This is a genomic window from Rhodococcus sp. IEGM 1306, assembly GCF_036541985.1.
GTDB classification, from domain to species: Bacteria; Actinomycetota; Actinomycetes; order Mycobacteriales; family Mycobacteriaceae; genus Rhodococcus_F; species Rhodococcus_F qingshengii.
Genome location: NZ_JAZHFF010000009.1, coordinates 78,051 through 98,625, shown reverse-complemented (window position 1 = coordinate 98,625; position 20,575 = coordinate 78,051). Strand labels below are relative to the sequence as shown.

Below are 20,575 nucleotides of genomic sequence, written 5' to 3'. Positions count from 1 at the left end.
CAAGTTTGCCCGGCTGAGCGGGCGTAGATTTTCGGCACGGCGTTGCCAAGTGCCAGGCACCCGATTCGACCACCTACATCACAGGGAGCACTCATGGAATCTGCAATCGGCGAACACCTTCAATGCCCGCGCACTCTGACCAGGCGGGTCCCGGATACCTATACGCCACCGTTTCCCATGTGGGTCGGGCGCGCAGACGACACATTGCACCAGGTCGTGATGGGCTATCTCGGCGTGCAGTTCCGCGGCGAGGATCAGCGCCCGGCAGCACTGCGGGCGATGCGGGATATCGTCGCCGGCTTCGACTTGCCGGACGGACCGGCACACCACGATCTCACCCATCACATCGACAACCAGGGCTACGAGAACCTGATCGTGGTCGGTTACTGGAAAGATGTTTCTTCCCAACATCGTTGGAGCACATCACCTCCAGTGTCCTCCTGGTGGGAGTCCGAAGACCGCCTGTCGGACGGATTGGGGTTCTTCCGCGAGATCGTGGCACCGAGAGCCGAACAATTCGAAACGCTCTACGCGTTCCAAGACGACCTCCCCGGGGTGGGAGCTGTCATGGACGGTGTCAGCGGCGAAATCAACGAGCACGGCTACTGGGGTTCGATGCGCGAGCGGTTTCCGATCTCCCAAACCGACTGGATGCAGGCCTCGGGCGAACTGCGGGTCGTCGCCGGTGACCCCGCCGTAGGTGGACGCGTAGTAGTGCGGGGACACGACAACATCGCACTGATCAGGTCCGGGCAGGACTGGGCCGACGCGGAAGCAGACGAGCGCAGCCTCTACCTGGACGAAATCCTGCCCACTCTTCAATCGGGCATGGACTTCCTCCGCGACAACGGCCCGGCCGTCGGGTGCTACAGCAACCGATTCGTACGCAATATCGACATCGACGGAAACTTCCTCGACTTGAGCTACAACATCGGCCACTGGGCCTCCCTCGACCAACTCGAACGGTGGTCGGAATCCCACCCGACCCATCTACGGATCTTCACGACGTTCTTCCGGGTGGCCGAGGGCCTGTCGAAATTGCGTCTCTACCATGAGGTCTCGGTATTCGATGCCGCCGATCAGCTCTACGAGTACATCAATTGCCATCCCGGGACCGGAATGCTGCGCGACGCGGTGATCACCGCCGAGCACTGACCGAAGTCGCCGGCAATCTTCGGCCACATTCTTTCCCTCGGAGGCAACTCGAGATATGTTGACGGGTGTCGACATATCTCAGTAGAGACCATCGAGGAAGCGCGGACAGCAGACAGTGACTACTCAACGAAACGAAGAGTTGGCGTTTGCTGTGCTGGCCGACCAAGTGCGTCGACAGATTCTCGACACGCTGGCTACCCACGGCGAGTGCAACGCGGGCTTCATCAGCGATCAAATTTCGACGGTCGGTCGCACCACGGTATCCACACATCTCAAGGCGCTGCGGTTGTCCGGCGTGATCGTCGAACGGCGTCAAGGACGTCATCGCCTGTTCTCGATAGATCCATCGGGGCCCGCCAACGATGCACTCCAGTTCCTGCGCGACGTCCTCGGGCGAGCGCTGGAAGCAGGTTCGAACGCCTCCGAGTTGCCGGCCACTGCGACTGAGGATTCAGACGTCGCATCGGTGCGTCGCCGAGCGTGAGGCCCTGTTGAGCCCCAGCACCTATTTCAGGCAGGAAGTAGAACGTGCCAGGTCTCTCCGTAACGGCACAGATCGTGACGACCGACCCACCAGGGTCAGCCTTCGAGCGCCTCGAAACGGGGCAACTGCTCGAACTCGAATGTGAGCAACTGACGGTCGGGGCCGCTGCCGCCATCTCCCTTCCCGTCGGCGACGGCGCACGCGCAGATCCAGTCGGAATGCCGATCACGCTGTTGGGATACGTCGCCGGCGTGAAGCGGGGCCGATCGGTCGTGATCGTGCACCACCAACCGTGGCGCGGCCGCCTGACGATCCGGTTCTTTCCCGACGGCGCCGGGACCCGGATCGTTCTCGAGTCCAGCCTCGATCAGGACGGCATTTCCTGGCTTGCCAACAAGCGCGGATTCGCTCCACCCGAACCTCCGCGTTCCGACCGACATCGGATCGGGCTGCTGGTCAGCAAATCCGGCCCGGCAGCTGTATTCGCCCAGGCGACAGAAACACTCGCAGCACTGGCCGTGGAAGAAATCAACGCCGACGGAGGCATCGGCGGCGTTCTCGTCGACTTGGTGATCGGCGATGACGCTTCCGACTCGGCGGCCGGAGCGGCGACCGCACTGCGATTGGTGAAAAGCGGATGTCGCGCCGTTTTCGCGTGCGTGACATCGTCGACCTTCAATGCCGCTGCATCTGCATTGCAGAACACCGGTGTGCTGTTGGTGCACACAGTTCTCAACGAGGGAGGTCGATCGCGTCCGGGAGTCCTTCGATTGGGTGAGCGCCCACTCGACCAGACGCGAGCGGGTATACCCGCAATGATGTCCGAGACCGGTTCTCGCACTTGGTTCCTGGTCGGCCAGCAGTATTCGTGGTCGTTCGGTGCGCATTGGGCGGCCCGGCGTGTGATCGCCGAATCCACAGGTTCGGTGGCCGGCGAAGTCTACGTACCGTTGGGGACAACCGACTTCTCACGCATCATCGAGTCGATAGCCGACTCCGGGGCCGAACTGATTCTTTCCACCCTGGTGGGCCATGACGAGGTCTTCTTCGAACGACAATGCGCCCAGCACGGACTGCGGGCCACCACGCGGACGTTTGCATTGGTCCTCGACGAGGCCACTCAGCAGCTCATCGGCAATTCCGATGCCGACGGAGTCTGGGCGGCATTCGGCTACTTTCAATCCGCAGCCGGCGATCACGACCTCGAAAAGCGATACAGCGCGAGCTCGAACGAACTCCTGCCTCCGCTCAGTTCCCTGTCGGAGACAACGTACGAAGCGATCGTCGCTTACGCACGCGCCGTCGAACGAACGTCGGCAGGCGATCCGGAAACAGTACTTCGGCAGCTTGTCACGACATCGAAAAGCTCTACGAACAACGGTGTTCCACTGCATCGACCGATTCTGCTCGCTGAATCACGCCGTGGGCGCCTGTACCCCCGCTCTCTCTGAGCGCGCGTAACCCGAACTTAACGAGTCAATATGTCGATACCTATTGACGCAATTATGGATCCGGCCCTAGTCTGAAAGACAAGTGAAGCCGATCACATCAGGAGCACACTTCTCATGGCGACAATCCGACCTGACGACAATGCAATAGACACCGCCGCAAGGCATTACGGCATCACTCTCGACCAATCAGCCCGGCTCGAGTGGCCGGCACTGATCGACGGAGCACTGGGCTCCTACGACGTCGTCGACCAGTTGTACGCCGACGAGGCAACCCCGCCGACCACGTCACGTGAGCACACGGTGCCAACAGCGAGCGAAAATCCTTTGAGCGCTTGGTATGTGACCACAAGCATCCCGCCGACGTCGGACGGCGTTCTGACCGGCCGACGCGTGGCGATCAAGGACAACGTGACCGTGGCCGGAGTTCCGATGATGAACGGGTCTCGGACAGTAGAGGGGTTCACTCCGTCTCGCGACGCGACTGTGGTCACTCGACTACTGGCGGCCGGTGCAACCGTCGCGGGCAAAGCTGTGTGTGAGGACCTGTGTTTCTCCGGTTCGAGCTTCACACCGGCAAGCGGACCGGTCCGCAATCCATGGGACCCACAGCGTGAAGCAGGTGGATCATCCGGTGGCAGTGCGGCTCTCGTCGCAAACGGTGACGTCGATTTTGCCATCGGCGGGGATCAGGGCGGATCGATCCGGATCCCGGCGGCATTCTGCGGCGTCGTCGGACACAAGCCGACGTTCGGGCTCGTCCCGTATACCGGGGCATTTCCCATCGAGCGAACAATCGACCATCTCGGCCCGATCACACGCACGGTCCACGATGCTGCACTGATGCTCTCGGTCATCGCCGGTCGCGACGGTAACGACCCACGCCAAGCCGACAGCGTCGAAGCAGGTGACTATCTGTCCACCCTCGACTCCGATGTGGATGGTCTGCGAATCGGGATCGTTCGAGAAGGTTTCGGGCACGCGGTCTCACAGCCCGAGGTCGACGACGCAGTCCGCGCAGCGGCACACAGTCTGGCCGAAATCGGTTGCACGGTAGAGGAAGTAAACATCCCGTGGCACCTACATGCTTTCCACATCTGGAACGTGATCGCCACGGACGGTGGTGCCTACCAGATGTTGGACGGCAACGGATACGGCATGAACGCCGAAGGTTTGTACGATCCGGAACTGATGGCACACTTTGCTTCTCGACGCCTTCAGCACGCCGACGCTCTGTCCGAAACCGTCAAACTGGTGGCTCTGACCGGCCACCACGGCATCACCACCCTCGGCGGCGCGAGCTACGGCAAAGCCCGGAACCTCGTACCGCTCGCCCGCGCCGCCTACGACACTGCCTTGAGACAATTCGACGTCCTGGTGATGCCCACACTGCCCTACGTCGCATCCGAATTGCCGGCGAACGACGTGGATCGTGCAACCTTCATCACGAAAGCTCTCGGGATGATCGCCAACACAGCACCGTTCGACGTGACCGGACATCCGTCCCTGTCCGTTCCCGCCGGCCTGGTGAACGGGCTTCCGGTCGGAATGATGATCACCGGCAAGACCTTCGACGATGCGACGGTCCTCCGGGTCGGGCGCGCATTCGAAAAGCTTCGCGGCGCGTTTCCGACGCCTGCCGACCACATCTCCGACTCTGCACCACAACTCAGCCTCACCTAGTTCTGTATCCGCACTTGCACAACAAATTCCACCGATTCACACATGATCAGCCCGCATAGAAAAGGTGAACCAGATGTCAGTAACGATCGACCACACAACGGAGAACGCCGCACCGGCCCAGGCGCCGGTCTCCGACCGGGCGTGGGCCCTGTTCCGCGCACTCGACGGTAAGGGATTGGTACCCGACGGTTACGTCGAGGGATGGAAGAAGACCTTCGAGGAGGACTTCAGTCCAAGGCGCGGAGCGGAATTGGTCGCGCGGGCGTGGACCGACCCCGAGTTCCGGCAGTTGCTTCTCACCGACGGTACCGCCGCGGTTGCCCAGTACGGATATCTGGGCCCCCAGGGCGAGTACATCGTGGCAGTCGAAGACACCCCGACCCTCAAGAACGTGATCGTGTGCTCGTTGTGTTCATGCACCGCGTGGCCCATTCTCGGCCTGCCCCCTACCTGGTACAAGAGTTTCGAATACCGTGCGCGAGTGGTGCGTGAGCCACGGAAGGTTCTCTCCGAGATGGGAACCGAGATCGCGTCGGACGTCGAGATCCGCGTCTACGACACCACCGCCGAAACTCGCTACATGGTTCTCCCGCAACGTCCCGCAGGCACCGAAGGCTGGAGCCAGGAACAGCTTCAAGAGATCGTCACCAAGGACTGCCTGATCGGCGTCGCAGTCCCGCAGGTCCCCACCGTCTGATCACCCCGACAAGAAAGAAGCACACCATGGATGGAGTACACGATCTTGCCGGAGTTCAAGGCTTCGGCAAAGTCCCGCATACCGTCAACGCCGACATCGGCCCCACCTTCCACGCCGAGTGGGAACACCTGCCGTACAGCCTGATGTTCGCCGGTGTCGCCGAACTCGGGGCATTCAGCGTCGACGAAGTTCGATACGTCGTCGAGCGGATGGAACCACGCCACTACATGATGACCCCGTACTACGAGAGGTACGTCATCGGCGTCGCGACACTGATGGTCGAAAAGGGAATCCTGACGCAGGAAGAACTCGAAAGCCTTGCAGGGGGACCGTTCCCACTGTCGCGGCCCAGCGAATCCGAAGGGCGTCCGGCACCCGTCGAGACGACCACCTTCGAAATCGGTCAGCGAGTACGCGTGCGCGACGAGTACGTTCCGGGGCATATTCGAATGCCTGCGTACTGCCGCGGACGAGTGGGAACCATCTCTCATCGGACTAGCGAGAAGTGGCCGTTTCCCGACGCAATCGGCCACGGGCGCAACGACGCCGGCGAAGAACCGACGTACCACGTGAAGTTCGCCGCCGAGGAATTGTTCGGTAGCGACACCGACGGCGGCAGCGTCGTAGTCGACCTTTTCGAGGGTTACCTCGAGCCTGCGGCCTGATCGTCCAACATTCCGGGCTGCGGTCACGCGATCACAGCGTTTCGCGTGACCGCCGCCTGATCACAGCAATTCTCTCATTCGGAAGGACACTGGAAATCATGGTCGACACACGACTTCCGGTCACGGTGCTGTCAGGTTTCCTGGGCGCCGGGAAGACGACACTACTCAACGAGATCCTGCGAAATCGAGAGGGTCGGCGGGTCGCGGTGATCGTCAACGACATGAGCGAAATCAACATCGACAGTGCAGAAGTCGAGCGTGAGATCTCGCTCAGTCGCTCCGAAGAGAAACTGGTCGAGATGACCAACGGCTGCATCTGCTGCACTCTGCGAGAGGATCTTCTTTCCGAGATCAGTGCCTTGGCCGCCGATGGCCGATTCGACTACCTACTCATCGAATCTTCGGGCATCTCCGAACCGCTGCCTGTCGCAGAGACGTTCACATTCATCGATACCGACGGCCACGCCCTCGCCGACGTCGCCCGACTCGACACCATGGTCACCGTCGTCGACGGCCACAGTTTTCTGCGCGACTACACGGCTGGTGGCCGCGTCGAAGCCGATGCCCCGGAAGACGAACGAGACATCGCGGATCTGCTTGTCGATCAGATCGAATTTGCCGACGTCATCCTGGTGAGCAAGGCCGATCTCGTCTCGCACCAGCACCTGGTCGAATTGATCGCAGTCCTGCGCTCTTTGAACGCATCCGCTGCGATAGTTCCGATGACGCTCGGTCGCATCCCACTCGACACGATTCTCGACACCGGTTTGTTCTCACTCGAAAAGGCTGCACAGGCCCCCGGATGGTTACAAGAACTCCAAGGTGAACACATCCCCGAAACCGAAGAGTACGGAATCGGTTCGGTGGTGTACCGCGAGCGCGCACCCTTCCACCCCCAACGGCTGCATGATTTCCTCAGCAGCGAGTGGACCAACGGAAAGTTACTTCGGGCCAAGGGCTACTACTGGAATGCCGGCCGGTTCACCGAGATCGGGAGTATTTCTCAGGCCGGTCATCTCATTCGCCACGGATACGTCGGCCGTTGGTGGAAGTTTCTACCCCGTGACGAGTGGCCGGCCGACGATTACCGTCGTGACGGAATCCTCGACAAGTGGGAAGAACCCGTCGGAGACTGCCGACAAGAACTCGTCTTCATCGGCCAAGCCATCGACCCGTCTCGACTGCACCGAGAACTCGACGCGTGTCTACTCACCACAGCCGAGATCGAACTCGGGCCAGACGTGTGGACCACCTGGAGCGACCCCCTGGGCGTCGGCTATACCGACCAGACCGTTTGATATTGGTCCGGTTTGCCGTAAGTTGTGCGCAATGGGGGTATCACGCAACCGAACTCGGGCGTTGTTGATCGTCGCGGCGATCGCAGCCGGGACCGTGGCCGCGGTGACGCCGGCGGGGGCCACCTGGACAGTCGCGCCGATGTGCGGCGAGTGGCGGGTCGAAACCGTAGCGCAAGGGTTGGAACAGCTCGAAAACCTCGAGCCCGATGACAACGGCGGGTTCTACCTCTCCGGCGAGTCGAAGATCTATCACGTCGACGCCGCAGGACAGGTACGAACTGTCCTCGACGACATGGCTGCCCCTGGCGGTTTGCAACTCGACGGTTCGAGGCTGTCCTTCCTCACCAGACAGGACGGCAAGCTGTGGCACCTGGACACCTCGACGGATCAGCTGTCCGCACCCGTCGACTTCGCGGGCAACGGCCTGCTCCGGCTTCCCGACGGCGATCTGCTGACCACGTGGGTCGGAACAGAAGGAGGTCCGCCAAAGGGCGTCTCGCGCTATCTGCACGACTCCGGAGCCGTCGTTCCCAATTGGTCGACAGTGCCGCGTTCGGAGGGACTCGCGCTCAGTCCGGATCATCGAGCCGTGTACACCGATGACCTGTTCACCGGTCAGATCATTCGAGTGCCCTTGGATACCCCTGACGCGTGGACAGTTGTAGCGACGGTCCCGAGCCTGATACCCGGACTCGACGATCTGACCATGTCGCAGGATGGAATGCTCTACGCCGCTGCTCACGTCGAAGGCTCGATCTATCGCGTACACCCTGAAACCGGCACTTCCTGCGTCGTCGCTTCGGGTCTGTCGAATGGGTGGAACGGGCCGAGTTCCGTGCGTATCGGACAGGACGGCGACGGCTGGGCGCTCTACGTCACCGGCTTCGACGGAACGCTGCGTCGCCTGGTACCTCCGTCGGGCGTCGAACTCGCACCCGTCCGCTGACGCCGATCTCTTCGGCACGAGATTCCCCGACCTGGCGATACTTAAAATCACGCTGATTTGAAGGCATGCCCGCAGCGCAACGGCCCCTTGTCCGAAAACTGTCAACAGTTCTACACGGAGAAATGGCTACCCTTAGGTTTACGCTGCACGCATGTTTTCTTCCGTCGCAGCGAAGATCCGCCTGGTGGTGGCACTGCTCCTCACTGCCCTCCTGGCGCTGACTCTGTCATCGTGCTCGAGTGGCTCGGATTCGTCGGCAGCCCCCACAGACCTGTGTGCACCTCCAGGAGTGGGAGCTGCAACCGCGGCGCCCACCAATCTGGACGCGGCAGCGGGTGCGGGCGCCGAAGACCGCTACACCACGGCCACCGTCACCCCGGTCGATCAGATCGACACCTCGAAGCTGAATCTGATCAAACCCGGGGTCATCACGGTCGGCACGCTCGGTGACGCGCCCCCGAGCATCTGCGTCAACTCCGAGAATCAGTACACCGGATACGACAACGAGCTGCTGAAGGCCGTCGCGGACAAGCTGGGCCTGAAGGTCGAGTTCGTCGGCACCGAGTTCGCCGGGCTTCTCGCCCAGGTTGCCGGTCGACGCTTCGACGTCGGCTCGTCGTCCATCACCACCACGGACGACCGTCGCAACACCGTCGGCTTCACCAACGGTTACGACTTCGGATACTTCTCCCTCGTCGTGCCTAACGGCAGCCCGATCACCGGCTTCGGAGACCTGGACGCATCAAAGCGCATCGGCGTCGTACAGGGAACCGTGCAGGACGACTACGTCGTGAACACGCTCAAGCTCGATCCCGTGAAGTTTCCCGACTACGCCACGGCGTACGCGAACCTCAAGTCCGGACAGATCGACGCCTGGGTAGCTCCGTCTCAGCAGGCCGAAGGTGCAATCGCTCCCGGTGATCCGACCTCGATCATCCAGAACACCTTCTCGGTCAACAACTTCGTCGGCTGGGCGGTGAACAAGGAAAACCAGCCCCTGATCGACGCCCTCAACTCCGGCCTCGACGCAGTCATCGACGACGGAACCTGGTCTCAGCTGTACGCCGACTGGGTACCGCGCCAACTCCCTGAAGGCTGGAAGCCCGGATCCAAGGCCGCGGCCACTCCGGAACTGCCCGACTTCGCAGCCATTGCCGCGGAAAACGCAGCAAACGGCGACGGTGGCGATACCGCGTCGTACCAACCGAAGTCGACGCTCGAACAGCTCAAGGACACGTTCTTCGACTGGGATCTGTACAAGAAGGCATTCCCCGATCTCCTCAAGACCGGTCTTCCCAACACCCTGATCCTTGCGCTCGCGTCCGGCATCATCGGCACGATCCTCGGCATGCTGCTCGCTGTCGCCGGTATCTCGCGCACCCGTTGGCTGCGCTGGCCGGCCCGCGTCTACACCGATATCTTCCGTGGCCTGCCCGCAGTCGTCATCATCTTGATCATCGGGCTCGGCGTCGGACCGATCGTCAAGGGAATCACCGGTAGCAATCCGTACTGGCTCGGTGTCGCGGCGCTGTCACTGCTCGCGTCGGCATACATCGGTGAGATCTTCAGATCCGGAATCCAGAGCGTCGAGTCCGGGCAGCTCGAAGCCTCCCGTGCCCTCGGCTTCAGCTACCGAAAGTCCATGTCGCTGGTCGTCATCCCGCAGGGAGTACGACGCGTTCTGCCGGCGTTGATGAACCAGTTCATCTCGCTGATCAAGGACTCGTCGCTGATCTACTTCCTCGGTCTGCTCGTCACCCAGCGGGAGCTCTTTGCCGTCGGACGCGATCTCAACGCCCAGACCGGCAGCCTGTCCCCGCTCGTTGCGGCAGGCTTGTTCTACCTTGCTCTGACCATCCCGCTGACGCACCTCGTCAACTACATCGACAACCGACTCCGGACCGGACGCGCCGACACTTCAGGCACGTTGGATCCGCTCGAGCAGGCCATCGTCGTGGAAAGGGGCTGAGGACATGACCACCAGCTCTGAACTGAAGTCCGTGTCGCTCACCGGCAAGGACCTGCATCTGTCCTTCGGCACCAACAAGGTGCTTCGCGGCGTCAACCTGCACGTCGACGCCGGAAACACCGTCACCGTCATCGGGCCCTCCGGTTCGGGCAAGTCGACGCTCCTGCGCGTGCTGAACCGTCTGCACGAGCCCGAGCAGGGTGACGTGCTGCTCGACGGGAAGTCCGTCCTGAAGGACAACCCCGACGAGCTACGCCAGCGGATCGGCATGGTGTTCCAGCACTTCAACCTGTTCCCACACAAGACCGTCGCCGAGAACATCGCACTCGGGCCGAACAAGCTCAAGGGTTTGTCGAAGGAGCAAGCTCGGGCGCTCGCGCTCGAGCAGCTGGATCTGGTGGGGCTCAGGGAGAAGGCCGACTCGCGGCCCGGCAACCTTTCCGGCGGTCAGCAGCAGCGCGTCGCCATTGCCCGCGCCCTGGCGATGAAGCCCGAGGTCATGTTCTTCGACGAGGCGACGTCAGCTCTCGACCCCGAACTGGTCAAGGGTGTTCTGGCATTGATGGCCGATCTCGCGAAGTCCGGCATGACCATGGTCGTCGTGACGCACGAAATGGGTTTCGCGCGTTCCGTTTCCGACAAGGTGCTGTTCATGGATCGCGGTGCCGTTGTCGAAACCGGTACTCCGGAACAGCTTTTCGACGATCCCGAAACAGATCGACTGCAAGCGTTCCTCTCACAGGTTCTCTGACTCAGGGGCGCTTGCAGGAGATCGACGGGCGTTGATCCTGGACGCCTGAAGCATCAGATGGTCGCGTTCGGCGAGGTTGGATGCCTTGTGCGCTGCATCGGCATACAACCTCGCCGCCGACTCCAGGTCTCCGTCGCGTTCACGCAGATAGGCCTCGACTGCGGCATGGCGTGGAAGTGAATCGCCCAGCGCTGCAAGAGCTGCCAATCCGGCGCGTGGTCCGTCTGCCTCGCCGACGGCCACCGCTCGGTTGAGCCGGACGATCGGGCTGTCGGTCAAGGCTGCGAGTTCGTCGTACCACTCCACGATCTGCACCCAGTCGGTCTCGTCTGCTGTGAGAGCGTCGGCATGGAGTGCAGCAATGGCGGCCTGGGCCTGGAACTCACCGAGCCGGTCGCGGGCGAGAGCTGACTGGAGGATTGCGACTCCTTCGGCAATCGAATCGGTGTCCCACCGGCTGCGATCCTGCTCGGCTAGCGGAACCAGACTGCCGTCCGCGGCAGTTCGCGCGGCTCGACGAGCGTGATGGAGCAGCATCAGTGCGAGCAACCCTGCGACTTCGGGGTGATCGATCGCGGCCGCCAACTGCCGGGTGAGCCGGATGGCCTCGGCAGCCAGGTCGACGTCGCCGGAGTACCCCTCGTTGAAGACCAGATAGAGGACACGCAGGACGGTGGCGACATCGCCGGGTTGCTCGAACCGGACGCCGGAGACCGTGCGCTTGGCTCGGCTGATGCGCTGAGCCATAGTCGCCTCGGGCACCAGGTAGGCCTGCGCAATCTGGCGGGTGGTCAGCCCGCCGACAGCGCGCAGCGTGAGTGCGACGGCGGACGACGGCGTCAACGACGGGTGCGCGCACAAAAAGTAGAGCTGGAGTGTGTCGTCCACGCCCGGCACCGACCCGCTGACCGGCCGCTCGCCTGGCTGCTCGTCCGCCAGAAACTCCCGCTTGCGACGAGCCGCATCCGAACGGATCCCGTCGAGGAACCGCCGCCAGGCCACCGTGACCAGCCAGCCCTTCGGGTCCCGCGGCGGGTTGTCCGGCCAGACCCTGACCGCCTCGAGCAGAGCGTCCTGCACGGCGTCCTCGGCCGACGCGAAATCTGCTCCGCGGCGGACGAGGATGCCGAGCACGCTCGGAGTCAGACTCCGAAGCAGGGCGTCGTCCATGACAGGTTTCAGTCCGTGATGGTCGGCGGCTCGGTCAGGAACGGGCGCAGTTCGAGCCATTCGTGAATCGGCTTCCCGCCTGCGCCGGGCGCGGCCGAGAGCTCGCCGGCCAATTGGACGGCACGGTCGTAGTTGTCGACGTCGATCACCATCCAGCCGGCAATGAGGTCCTTGGTTTCCGCGAACGGACCGTCGGTGACCGGCGGGCGACCCTCACCGTCGTACCGGACAAAAGTGCCCTCAGGAGCGAGAGCCTGACCGTCGACGAACTCGCCCGCCTTCTCGAGCCGATCCGCGAAGTCCTGCATGTACTTCACGTGGGCCGTGATCTCTTCCGGTGTCCACTGGTCCATCGGCACGTCGTTGACTGCAGCCGGAGCGCCGCGGTAGTGCTTGAGCAGCAAGTACTTGGCCATCGTGAATCTCCTCTGTGTCGGTGCCACCCATTCTGGTCGCACTTCACTACAGGGACGAAGCAAGTCGGGGATTCTCGACATTGCGGGGCCTTCGGCCCTGTGCGCCTTTTTGGTAGTGCCCGCAACCAGAAAGGCGCACGGGGCCGGAGGCCCTAAATCCACCCCTGCCGGCGGGCGATCACTGCAGCTTCGTGCCGATTGGCTGCACCGAGTTTGGTGACAGCTGACGACAGATAGTTCCGGGTGGTTCCCGCCGAGAGGTGTGCCCGGGAAGCGATCTGCTCGATGGATGCTCCGTCGGCCGCGTACTCGAGTACGTCCGCTTCGCGCGGAGTAAGCGGTGAGTCGCCGGCGCCGATTGCCTCGGCAGCCAACGACGGATCGACGTACCGCCCGCCCGCGTGGACGCTGCGGACCACCTCGGCGAGCGTCGCCGCAGGCGTCGTCTTCGGCAGAAATCCTCGGACGCCTGCTGACAGTGCCTTCTTCAGATACCCGGGACGCCCGTGGCTCGTCACGATGATCGAGACGCACCCCGAGACCGTCTGCGCAATCTGTTGCGCCGTCTCGATGCCGTCGATACCTGCCATTTGAAGGTCGAGCACGGCTACGTCAGGTTGATGTTTTGCAGCAGCGACCACGGCATCCTCGCCGGATTCGGCTTCCGCGACGACAACGATGTCGTCCTCGAGCGACAACATCATGGCCAGAGCCGAGCGGATCAGGTTCTCGTCGTCGGCCAGCAGTACCTTGATCGGCTCGGTCACCGAGACTCCTTCGTTCGGGACGGAAAGTGGGCGGTGAGGGTGAAGCGATCTTCGTCCTGCACGGTTTCGACAATTCCTCCGACGGCGCCGACGCGCTCGCGCAATCCGTTCAGGCCGGTTCCGTTGTTCGGCTCTGCGATCCGTGCGCCGTCGTTGGCGATCACGACGCCGTCCGCGAACACCTCGATGCTGCAATTCTCGGCACTCGAGTGCCGGAGAATGTTGGTCACTCCTTCGCGGACGACCCAGGCGGCAGCTTCGGCCAGTTCCACCGGCAGCTGATCTGCCGATCCACGTATCGCGGTGGAGATTCCGGCGGCCTCGAGCAGAGACTGCGCACCGGCCAGCTCGGACGCCAAGGCGATGGACCGGTATCCCCGAACCAACTCGCGCGCTTCGTCGAGTGAATCTTGCGCAAGTTCGCGTACTTCGTCCATCTGCGCGGCGGCACGATCGTCGCCGCGTCGTGAAAGAGTAGCTGCAAGTTCACTTTTCACCGCAATTGCAGACAGTGCCCGCCCGACGACGTCATGGAGGTCGCGTGAAAATCGCAACCGTTCCTCGGCGACGGACAGAGCGGCAGCGGCTCCGCGTGCCTCGTCCAATTCGGTGACCATCCGCAGCAGCCACACCGACATGTAGACGGTCAGCCCCATGAAGGCGGCGACGATTCCGACAGACACGCCGCTTTCCGGACCCGCAAGCAGTCCCAGTACAACCCCGGCGGCCACCGAGCCCACGATCAGCCAGCGCAACGACGTCAACCCCGCAAGGGGCACGACAAGGATTGCCGCCAGCCAGAAGTACGGGCCGTTCTCGCCATTGCTTCCCAAGGCAATTCCCGCCGAGCAGAACGCCGACAACGTCATCACGGCAAGAGGAATCTGGACGGGCTTGGCCACGACTCCGCCCAGATCAGGCATCCGAGACACGGCGATGACGCACGCAACGGCACTGATTCCGAGGAAGACACCCGACAGGTACCGATCCGCAACTATCTCGGTGACCGCACCGAAGCCACCGAAAACCACTGCGACCATGATGAACGATTGCCGCGTGTAGAGGCGAACCTTGTCGACGTTCGACGCGGTTCGCCACGTCCGTCTCGGATTCCAGCGTCCGAAGTTCTGCGCGATCATGCCCACTACCTTCTCAGAGTTCTACGAACGCGGTTCCCAGCGGAAGTGGACGTTCGCGATCAGAACCGAACCGACGATCCACGCCAGCATGACCAACAACGGTTGCGCAGCCGAACCGAAGGTGTCGACAAATCCCGCTGCCGCACCGGGCGCATCGCCCAGATCAGCCAGTTCGCCAGTGGTCCGCCCCAGCCATCCGAGATTGAGAAGGTCGACTACCGCGGCCAGCGGAGTGAAATCGAGAATGCGAGCAACGTTGTCCGGCACGACATTCCTGATCGAAGACATACCTGCCGTCGCCAGAATCAGAATCGGCATGCAGGTGATCTGCGCCGCCTCTGCATTTCGCGTTACAGCCGAAGTGATCAACGCCAGCGCCGTGAAGAGCGCGGCGCCGCCGATCACCGCGACCAGCACCAGGACCGGATTGACCGGAGCACTACCGCCCAGAACCATCACGGCGATTCCGATCACCACCGTCAACAGGCCGGTGAGAACCCACGACGGCACTGCCGGGCCCGCGAGGATCTCGGCGTCGCTGCATTCCCCTGTCCGTAGTCGCTTGAGAACCAACTCGTCACGACGCGTCGCGTACACCGACAGGAGGTTGTAGAAGACCACGAACACGAGCAGGAAGAGTGCAAACACCTCGAGGCCTGCCGACACCGACTTGTCGGACAACCCGCCATCGCGCGACAGGTACAGCATCCCCACGGGAAAGATCAACGGGAGGACGATTGCGTTGAAGAGCAACAGTCGATTTCGTCCCAGGAGCGTGAACTCCGAACGAGACAGGGTTGCTATGCGGTTCATGCCGACGCTCCTTCGAGAGCTGCGTGATGATCGAATTGGTCTGCAATGGAGAGGAATACGGTCTCCAGGGATGCCGCGCGGGCATCCAGGCCGGTCAGCAGGATGTTGTTGTGCTGTGCCCACAGCAGCAGTTCCGTCAGCGTCTCCTGCACTGTGCGAGTGGTGATCACCACCAGATCGTTTTCGACGCGTACCTCGGCGCCGGCCAGGGCCGGGAGCGGAAGACCGGGACGGTGCAGTTTGATCTGGGCAGGATGATCCGCGACGACGTCCGCCACGGTTCCGCTGCGCACCACCGATCCTCGGTGCATGATCGCCAACTGGTCGCACAGGGACTCGGCTTCGTCCAGGTAATGCGTCGTCAACATGATGGTGACGCCCGACGCTTTCAAGTCAGCGATCAATTGCCAAGTGTTACGTCGACTTTCGGGATCCAAACCAGTAGTCGGCTCGTCGAGAAACAGGACGAGTGGCCGGCCGATGATCGCGCACGCCAGATCCAGTCGCCGCGCCTCACCTCCCGAGAGGAACTTCACGCGGGTATCACGACGGTCACGCATGTCCACGCGCTCGAGCACCTCGTCCACGGGCAGCGGATTCGAGCAGGTTCCGGCCCACATCGCCAAACTCTCACGAGCAGTCAGGTCTTGGGGCAAGCCACCCTTCTGGAGCATGATGCCAAGCGACGGGCGAATCTGCTTGCGGTTGCGCACCGGATCCATGCCCAGAACGCGCACCGTTCCGGCACTGGCTCGTGAAAGACCCTGAATCACTTCGAGGGTGGATGTCTTGCCGGCACCATTGGTTCCGAGGAGGCCGAACAGCTCGCCTTCCTGAACACTCAGATCCAGATTGCGAACAGCATCGAACGCCTCCTTACCGGAGCCGTAACGCCGCGACATTCCGACTACGTCGATCACGGGATCGCCCTTCATCGCTGCGCCTCCGCTCGGTTCCAGCCGCGCAGTCCGATCGCGAATCGAATACCCGCATAGACAGCGAGAGCGGCAACAAGGATCCAGAACACCGGATTGGAGCCGATGATCGCGAACACCACTCCGACGATCGCGATGTTCACCACGATCACTACAAGTTCGCGGCCCATCGTGGGTGCGGGTCCGATGTCCATCAGGTCCGTCAGGAGGCTTCCCTCATGTGGTTCTCTCATGCATCCAAGCTTCGCGGGAAGTCAGAGCCGAAAACAGTGCACAGCGTCATCACCTGCGGTGACACCGTCACGGATCAGCGATGACAAATGTCATGCGACGTCCCCGCGGGGACGCGTCGTAAACCGCGGGTAAGGGTCACCTCGTTGTTTTGCCGTTCATTTTTACGTTCCTTTACCCTTGCTTCGAGCTTCTACGGTTCCCGAAGTCCGTACATCGAATCTCGGGAGTTCACGGTGGCTATCAAGCCTTTGGCCTTGTTCGTCAAACACGACGGCGTGTCTGCACGCGCGTCGATCACCTGCCAGTACAAGTGCGGAAACGCGTGCTCTCACGAGGTCCCCAACACCTCGGGCGGCGAGTACTTCCGCGACATCGCACGCACAGCGCTGAGTCGTCGCGGCTTGCTCCGGGGCAGCGGCATGGCAGTGCTCGCGGTGGGAGCGGGCAGCGCCCTCGTTGCCTGTTCGGACGAATCCGCAAGTGCCGAACCGGGAACCGGATCGACGAGCGGCAGCAGCAGCGGATCAACACCAGCGGGGACGAACTTCGGCGCCGTCGCGCCCAACAAGGAAGACAAGGTCACCGTCCCTGACGGATACGATCAAGCCGTCGTGATTCGCTGGGGTGACGCCGTTCTCGCCGGCGCCCCGGCTTTCGACTTCGACAAGCAGACTGCGGCAGCGCAGGAACTGCAGTTCGGATTCAACAACGACTTCGCCGGATTGCTCCCGGTCGACGGGCAGCCCAACACCTACCTACTCGTGGTCAATCACGAATACTCCACCGAGCCGGCGATGTTCCGCGGCTACGATGCGGAGAACCCTACCGAGGAGCAGTTCAAGATCGGCCTCGCCAGCCACGGACTGTCGGTCGTCCAGGTCAAGGGCGAATCCGACAACGGCAAGCTCGTACCGGAGATCGGATCGAACAACCGCCGCATCACCGGAACCACGGAATTTGTCGTGACCGGCCCCGCTGCAGGTAGCGACTTCCTCAAGACGAGTGCCGATCCCACGGGAACCAAAGTGCTCGGCACCCTCAACAATTGCGCCGGCGGCGTCACCCCCTGGGGCACAGTGCTTTCCGGCGAAGAGAACTTCAACCAGTACTTCGCGAACGCCGAGGGTGTCACCGATCCCACGGTCGCAGCGCGACTGAAGCGCTACGGTCTTGCCGGCGCCGCTTCCGAGCGCAAGTGGGAACGCTTCGACAAGCGGTTCGATCTGGTCGCAGAACCCAACGAGGTCAACCGATTCGGATACGTCGTCGAGATCGATCCCTGGGATCCGTCGTCGACTCCGATCAAGCACACAGCGCTCGGACGTTTCAAGCACGAAGCCGCCACCATTTACATCACGGCGGACGGCACCGTCGTCGCCTACAGCGGCGACGACGAGCGCTTCGACTACATGTACAAGTTCGTCTCCAGCCGAAAGATGCAGGACGGCAAGAGTCAAGCAGCCATGCGCCACAACATGACTCTGCTCGACGCCGGAACACTGTACGTCGCAAAGCTCAGCGGAAACTCCGCCGGCGAGATCGACGGCAGCGGCAAACTTCCGTCGGACGGCAAGTTCGACGGAACCGGCGAGTGGGTAGCCATCCTGCGCACCGGCGAAGACGGCAAGGGCGAATCGCTGGTAGACGGTATGAGCGCCGAAGAGGTCGCCGTCTTCACCCGCCAGGCCGGTGACAAGGTCGGGGCAACGAAGATGGATCGCCCCGAGGACTTCGAGGCAAACCCGAAGAGCGGCAAGGTTTACGTCGCACTGACCAACAACACCAAGCGCGGAGTCGACGGTGGCGCCGCGGCCGACGAGGCGAACCCGAGGAACAACAACAAGAACGGCCAGGTCCTCGAAATCACCGACGACCACGCCGGCACCACCTTCGGCTGGAATCTTCTTCTCGTCTGCGGAGATCCGGCCACAGCCGATACTTACTTCGGCGGGTTCGACAAGAGCAAGGTCAGCCCCATCTCATGCCCGGACAACCTTGCCTTCGACCCGCACGGCAATCTGTGGATCTCCACCGACGGCAACGCACTCAAGTCCAACGACGGGCTGTTCAGCGTTGTCCTCGAAGGCGAAAACCGCGGTGAGACAAAGCAGTTCCTCACCGTTCCCGTCGGCGCCGAAACCTGCGGCCCCATCGTGGACGAGAAGCGCGTCATCGTCTGCGTCCAGCACCCCGGCGAGACCGACGACGCCAGCATAGAAAGCCCCGCATCCCATTGGCCCGACGGTGGTTCCGCCCAGCCTCGCCCGTCGGTAGTTGCAGCCTGGAAGAAGGACGGATCTCGGCTCGGCTCGTAACACACACGAAAACGACTGTGGGGCAGATCGCATACTCTGCGATCTGCCCCACGTCGTTTACCTCAGATTCTCAAGAGAATCAGTTGTCACCGTCCTCGCGACGCTTACGCGTCAGGAGAACAACACCCGTTCCCAGCGCCAGCAGCAGAACCAATCCACCTGCTGCGAGCAACCCGGTGTTCACGCCACTCTCACCAGCGCCACCACCCGAGTTGATCGTCCCGCCCTGAGGAGCAGACGGCTTCGGCTGACCCGGCTGACCCGGGTTTGCTGTCGGCGGCTTCGGCTGTCCCGGAACCGTGCTCGGAACCGGCTGACCCGGAACCGTCGGCGGTACGACGATCGGAGGCACAACGACGATCGGGGGAATGATGATCGTCGGTGTAACCGGCACCGTCGTGTTCGGAACCGTCGTGGTCGGCGGAACTGTTGTGACCGGCGGCGTTGTCGTCGGCGGCGTCGTTGTCGTCACGCCACACGGATCCACAATCTCTTCCGCGACAACTTCTTCTGTCGTGGTCTCCTCTGTGGTGGTCTCCTCCGCGGTGGTGGATTCCTCCGTACCGGTCACATCAGCGTCACCGGCAGTGATCGCGCTAGCCGTCGTCGTCGCAACCGTTGTCGTCGGAACCATCCGCGTGGTCGTCGTCGGAGGAACACAGGGCTCCGTCGTGACCGGCGGCGTCGTGGTGGTCGTCGGCGGCACCGTAGTGGTGGTCTCCGGCGGGTCTATCGGGTGTTCGGTGCAGAGAGCGTCGCCCGGGACACAGTCCACTGGCGGCTTCTCGCCACCAACCACCAGGTAGTTGTTCAGGACACCCGGAGTGAATCCGGGACCTGACAACGTTCCGATCTCAGGATTGACCTTGACGGTGTACGTCACTGTCGCGGTCTCGCCCTTGGCCAGCTTTCCGGTGACCGTGAAGACGTTGTCGACGACACCCGAAACGACCAGCGTGGAAGTGGTAGCCGGATCCTTCGTCATTACTGCATCGTCGAGAACGTCGGTGAGATCGTCGTAGAAGCTGACCTCACCATCCGCGGTACCCACATTCTTGAACGTGAGCGTGTACGTGATCTCCTGGCCACCAACCACACGGTTCGTGGTGGACGGAACAGAGGACTTCAGTACCTCGATCGCGGGTGTGCCATCCACCGGATGCTCGGTCGTCACCGGCGGAGGAGTGATCTCCGGACCGGTCGGCGGCTTCGCAGTACCGGTGACCTTGTTGTTGATCAGAACCCCGCCGGCAACACCATCGTTGATCTTCACCTGGTAGGTCAGGACAACCGACTTACCGGCTTCCAATGCACCGGTCCAGGTGAGCGTGGTGCCCGACAGGGTCGGAGCAGCACCGTCGACACCGTCGACAGTCGCCTTGAGCGAACCGTCCACCAACGTCGCGTTGTCGAGAACCTTCGACAGATCATCGGTCAACACCACCGGATCAAGGGTCGTGTTACCCGTGTTGGAACCGGTCACCGTATACGTGATCGTCTGACCCGCAGCAACATTGGTACCCGACACCGGATCCGCAGCCTTCGCGACCGTGAACCCCGGAACCTTCACCGGATGCTCGGTCGTCACCGGCGGAGGAGTGATCTCCGGACCCGTCGGCGGCTTCGCAGTACCGGTGACCTTGTTGTTGATCAGAACCCCGCCGGCAACACCATCGTTGATCTTCACCTG

General features: G+C 62.3%; 19 protein-coding genes. 11 read left to right on the top strand and 8 right to left on the bottom strand.

All coding sequences use genetic code 11. The features are described from left to right. Positions 1 to 93: 93 nt before the first annotated feature. The 10 genes from oxdA (at position 94) to V3587_RS23655 (ending at position 11,096) form a co-directional block, all read left to right on the top strand. Positions 94 to 1,155, top strand: coding sequence for an aliphatic aldoxime dehydratase (gene oxdA / locus V3587_RS23700; RefSeq protein WP_007735242.1), 1,062 nt, complete (start codon positions 94 to 96; stop codon positions 1,153 to 1,155). 115 nt (positions 1,156 to 1,270) lie between these two features. Further along, the gene (locus V3587_RS23695) at positions 1,271 to 1,639 is read left to right on the top strand and encodes an ArsR/SmtB family transcription factor (protein WP_007735244.1); all 369 of its coding nucleotides are present in this window, start codon (positions 1,271 to 1,273) and stop codon (positions 1,637 to 1,639) included. Between the two features lie 44 nt (positions 1,640 to 1,683). Continuing rightward, a complete protein-coding gene (locus V3587_RS23690) occupies positions 1,684 to 3,090 on the top strand; it encodes a substrate-binding protein (protein ID WP_054187255.1) in 1,407 nt (468 codons plus the stop codon). 114 nt (positions 3,091 to 3,204) lie between these two features. Then, complete coding sequence (locus tag V3587_RS23685; protein WP_030537651.1) at positions 3,205 to 4,770, top strand: amidase; 1,566 nt, start codon at positions 3,205 to 3,207, stop codon at positions 4,768 to 4,770. Between the two features lie 73 nt (positions 4,771 to 4,843). After that, positions 4,844 to 5,467: a nitrile hydratase subunit alpha gene (nthA, locus tag V3587_RS23680; RefSeq protein WP_042450854.1), complete on the top strand. Its 624-nt coding sequence runs from the start codon at positions 4,844 to 4,846 to the stop codon at positions 5,465 to 5,467. A gap of 26 nt (positions 5,468 to 5,493) precedes the next feature. Further along, on the top strand, positions 5,494 to 6,132 hold the full coding sequence (gene nthB, locus V3587_RS23675; RefSeq protein ID WP_042450645.1) for a nitrile hydratase subunit beta: 639 nt from the start codon (positions 5,494 to 5,496) through the stop codon (positions 6,130 to 6,132). Positions 6,133 to 6,230: 98 nt separating this feature from the next. Further along, positions 6,231 to 7,430 carry a zinc metallochaperone GTPase ZigA gene (gene zigA / locus V3587_RS23670; RefSeq protein ID WP_283377369.1) on the top strand — a complete coding sequence of 400 codons (1,200 nt, stop codon included), beginning with the start codon at positions 6,231 to 6,233 and terminating at the stop codon, positions 7,428 to 7,430. 31 nt (positions 7,431 to 7,461) lie between these two features. Then, positions 7,462 to 8,376, top strand: a complete 915-nt coding sequence (locus V3587_RS23665; RefSeq protein WP_030537653.1) for an SMP-30/gluconolactonase/LRE family protein — start codon at positions 7,462 to 7,464, stop codon at positions 8,374 to 8,376. Positions 8,377 to 8,527: 151 nt separating this feature from the next. Continuing rightward, positions 8,528 to 10,345 (top strand): ABC transporter substrate-binding protein/permease, encoded by a 1,818-nt coding sequence (locus V3587_RS23660; RefSeq protein ID WP_003946057.1) that lies wholly within the window; start codon positions 8,528 to 8,530, stop codon positions 10,343 to 10,345. Positions 10,346 to 10,349: 4 nt separating this feature from the next. Further along, positions 10,350 to 11,096, top strand: coding sequence for an amino acid ABC transporter ATP-binding protein (locus tag V3587_RS23655; RefSeq protein WP_003946070.1), 747 nt, complete (start codon positions 10,350 to 10,352; stop codon positions 11,094 to 11,096). On the opposite strand, the gene V3587_RS23650 is transcribed toward V3587_RS23655, so the two are convergent. The 7 genes from V3587_RS23650 to V3587_RS23620 all read right to left on the bottom strand — a co-directional run bounded on the left by V3587_RS23650 (position 11,082) and on the right by V3587_RS23620 (position 16,569). Continuing rightward, entirely contained in the window at positions 11,082 to 12,266 is a 1,185-nt protein-coding gene (locus V3587_RS23650) for an RNA polymerase sigma factor (protein ID WP_064113042.1), read from the bottom strand. The genes V3587_RS23655 and V3587_RS23650 overlap by 15 nt on opposite strands. Before the next feature lie 8 nt (positions 12,267 to 12,274). Then, positions 12,275 to 12,682: a YciI family protein gene (locus tag V3587_RS23645; RefSeq protein ID WP_283377368.1), complete on the bottom strand. Its 408-nt coding sequence runs from the start codon at positions 12,680 to 12,682 to the stop codon at positions 12,275 to 12,277. 152 nt (positions 12,683 to 12,834) lie between these two features. Next, positions 12,835 to 13,449 (bottom strand): response regulator transcription factor, encoded by a 615-nt coding sequence (locus tag V3587_RS23640; RefSeq protein ID WP_003946002.1) that lies wholly within the window; start codon positions 13,447 to 13,449, stop codon positions 12,835 to 12,837. Next, on the bottom strand, positions 13,446 to 14,588 hold the full coding sequence (locus tag V3587_RS23635) for a sensor histidine kinase (RefSeq protein WP_007735262.1): 1,143 nt from the start codon (positions 14,586 to 14,588) through the stop codon (positions 13,446 to 13,448). Before V3587_RS23635 ends, V3587_RS23640 begins: the two co-directional genes overlap by 4 nt. Before the next feature lie 21 nt (positions 14,589 to 14,609). Then, positions 14,610 to 15,401: an ABC transporter permease gene (locus tag V3587_RS23630; protein ID WP_003946064.1), complete on the bottom strand. Its 792-nt coding sequence runs from the start codon at positions 15,399 to 15,401 to the stop codon at positions 14,610 to 14,612. Further along, on the bottom strand, positions 15,398 to 16,336 hold the full coding sequence (locus V3587_RS23625) for an ABC transporter ATP-binding protein (RefSeq protein WP_064442868.1): 939 nt from the start codon (positions 16,334 to 16,336) through the stop codon (positions 15,398 to 15,400). The genes V3587_RS23630 and V3587_RS23625 overlap by 4 nt, the downstream gene beginning before the upstream one ends. Then, positions 16,333 to 16,569: a hypothetical protein gene (locus V3587_RS23620; protein ID WP_223304396.1), complete on the bottom strand. Its 237-nt coding sequence runs from the start codon at positions 16,567 to 16,569 to the stop codon at positions 16,333 to 16,335. The genes V3587_RS23625 and V3587_RS23620 overlap by 4 nt, the downstream gene beginning before the upstream one ends. A gap of 234 nt (positions 16,570 to 16,803) precedes the next feature. Here V3587_RS23620 and V3587_RS23615 point away from each other — a divergent pair, with 234 nt between their 5' ends. Next, positions 16,804 to 18,885, top strand: coding sequence for a PhoX family protein (locus V3587_RS23615; RefSeq protein WP_058039323.1), 2,082 nt, complete (start codon positions 16,804 to 16,806; stop codon positions 18,883 to 18,885). 79 nt (positions 18,886 to 18,964) lie between these two features. Here V3587_RS23615 and V3587_RS23610 read toward each other — a convergent pair. After that, on the bottom strand, positions 18,965 to 20,575 hold a 1,611-nt coding region (locus V3587_RS23610), incomplete at its 5' end, for an isopeptide-forming domain-containing fimbrial protein (protein ID WP_317829767.1).

Excerpts from the sequence above, each read along its gene's own strand:
- V3587_RS23630 (WP_003946064.1), bottom strand. The coding sequence starts at position 15,401 with ATGAACCGCATAGCAACCCTGTCTCGTTCGGAGTTCACGCTCCTGGGA.
- V3587_RS23650 (WP_064113042.1), bottom strand. The coding sequence starts at position 12,266 with ATGGACGACGCCCTGCTTCGGAGTCTGACTCCGAGCGTGCTCGGCATC.
- V3587_RS23645 (WP_283377368.1), bottom strand. The coding sequence starts at position 12,682 with ATGGCCAAGTACTTGCTGCTCAAGCACTACCGCGGCGCTCCGGCTGCA.
- nthB (WP_042450645.1), top strand. The coding sequence starts at position 5,494 with ATGGATGGAGTACACGATCTTGCCGGAGTTCAAGGCTTCGGCAAAGTC.
- V3587_RS23665 (WP_030537653.1), top strand. The coding sequence starts at position 7,462 with ATGGGGGTATCACGCAACCGAACTCGGGCGTTGTTGATCGTCGCGGCG.
- V3587_RS23635 (WP_007735262.1), bottom strand. The coding sequence starts at position 14,588 with ATGATCGCGCAGAACTTCGGACGCTGGAATCCGAGACGGACGTGGCGA.
- V3587_RS23620 (WP_223304396.1), bottom strand. The coding sequence starts at position 16,569 with ATGAGAGAACCACATGAGGGAAGCCTCCTGACGGACCTGATGGACATC.
- oxdA (WP_007735242.1), top strand. The coding sequence starts at position 94 with ATGGAATCTGCAATCGGCGAACACCTTCAATGCCCGCGCACTCTGACC.
- V3587_RS23655 (WP_003946070.1), top strand. The coding sequence starts at position 10,350 with ATGACCACCAGCTCTGAACTGAAGTCCGTGTCGCTCACCGGCAAGGAC.
- zigA (WP_283377369.1), top strand. The coding sequence starts at position 6,231 with ATGGTCGACACACGACTTCCGGTCACGGTGCTGTCAGGTTTCCTGGGC.
- V3587_RS23625 (WP_064442868.1), bottom strand. The coding sequence starts at position 16,336 with ATGAAGGGCGATCCCGTGATCGACGTAGTCGGAATGTCGCGGCGTTAC.
- V3587_RS23660 (WP_003946057.1), top strand. The coding sequence starts at position 8,528 with ATGTTTTCTTCCGTCGCAGCGAAGATCCGCCTGGTGGTGGCACTGCTC.
- nthA (WP_042450854.1), top strand. The coding sequence starts at position 4,844 with ATGTCAGTAACGATCGACCACACAACGGAGAACGCCGCACCGGCCCAG.
- V3587_RS23685 (WP_030537651.1), top strand. The coding sequence starts at position 3,205 with ATGGCGACAATCCGACCTGACGACAATGCAATAGACACCGCCGCAAGG.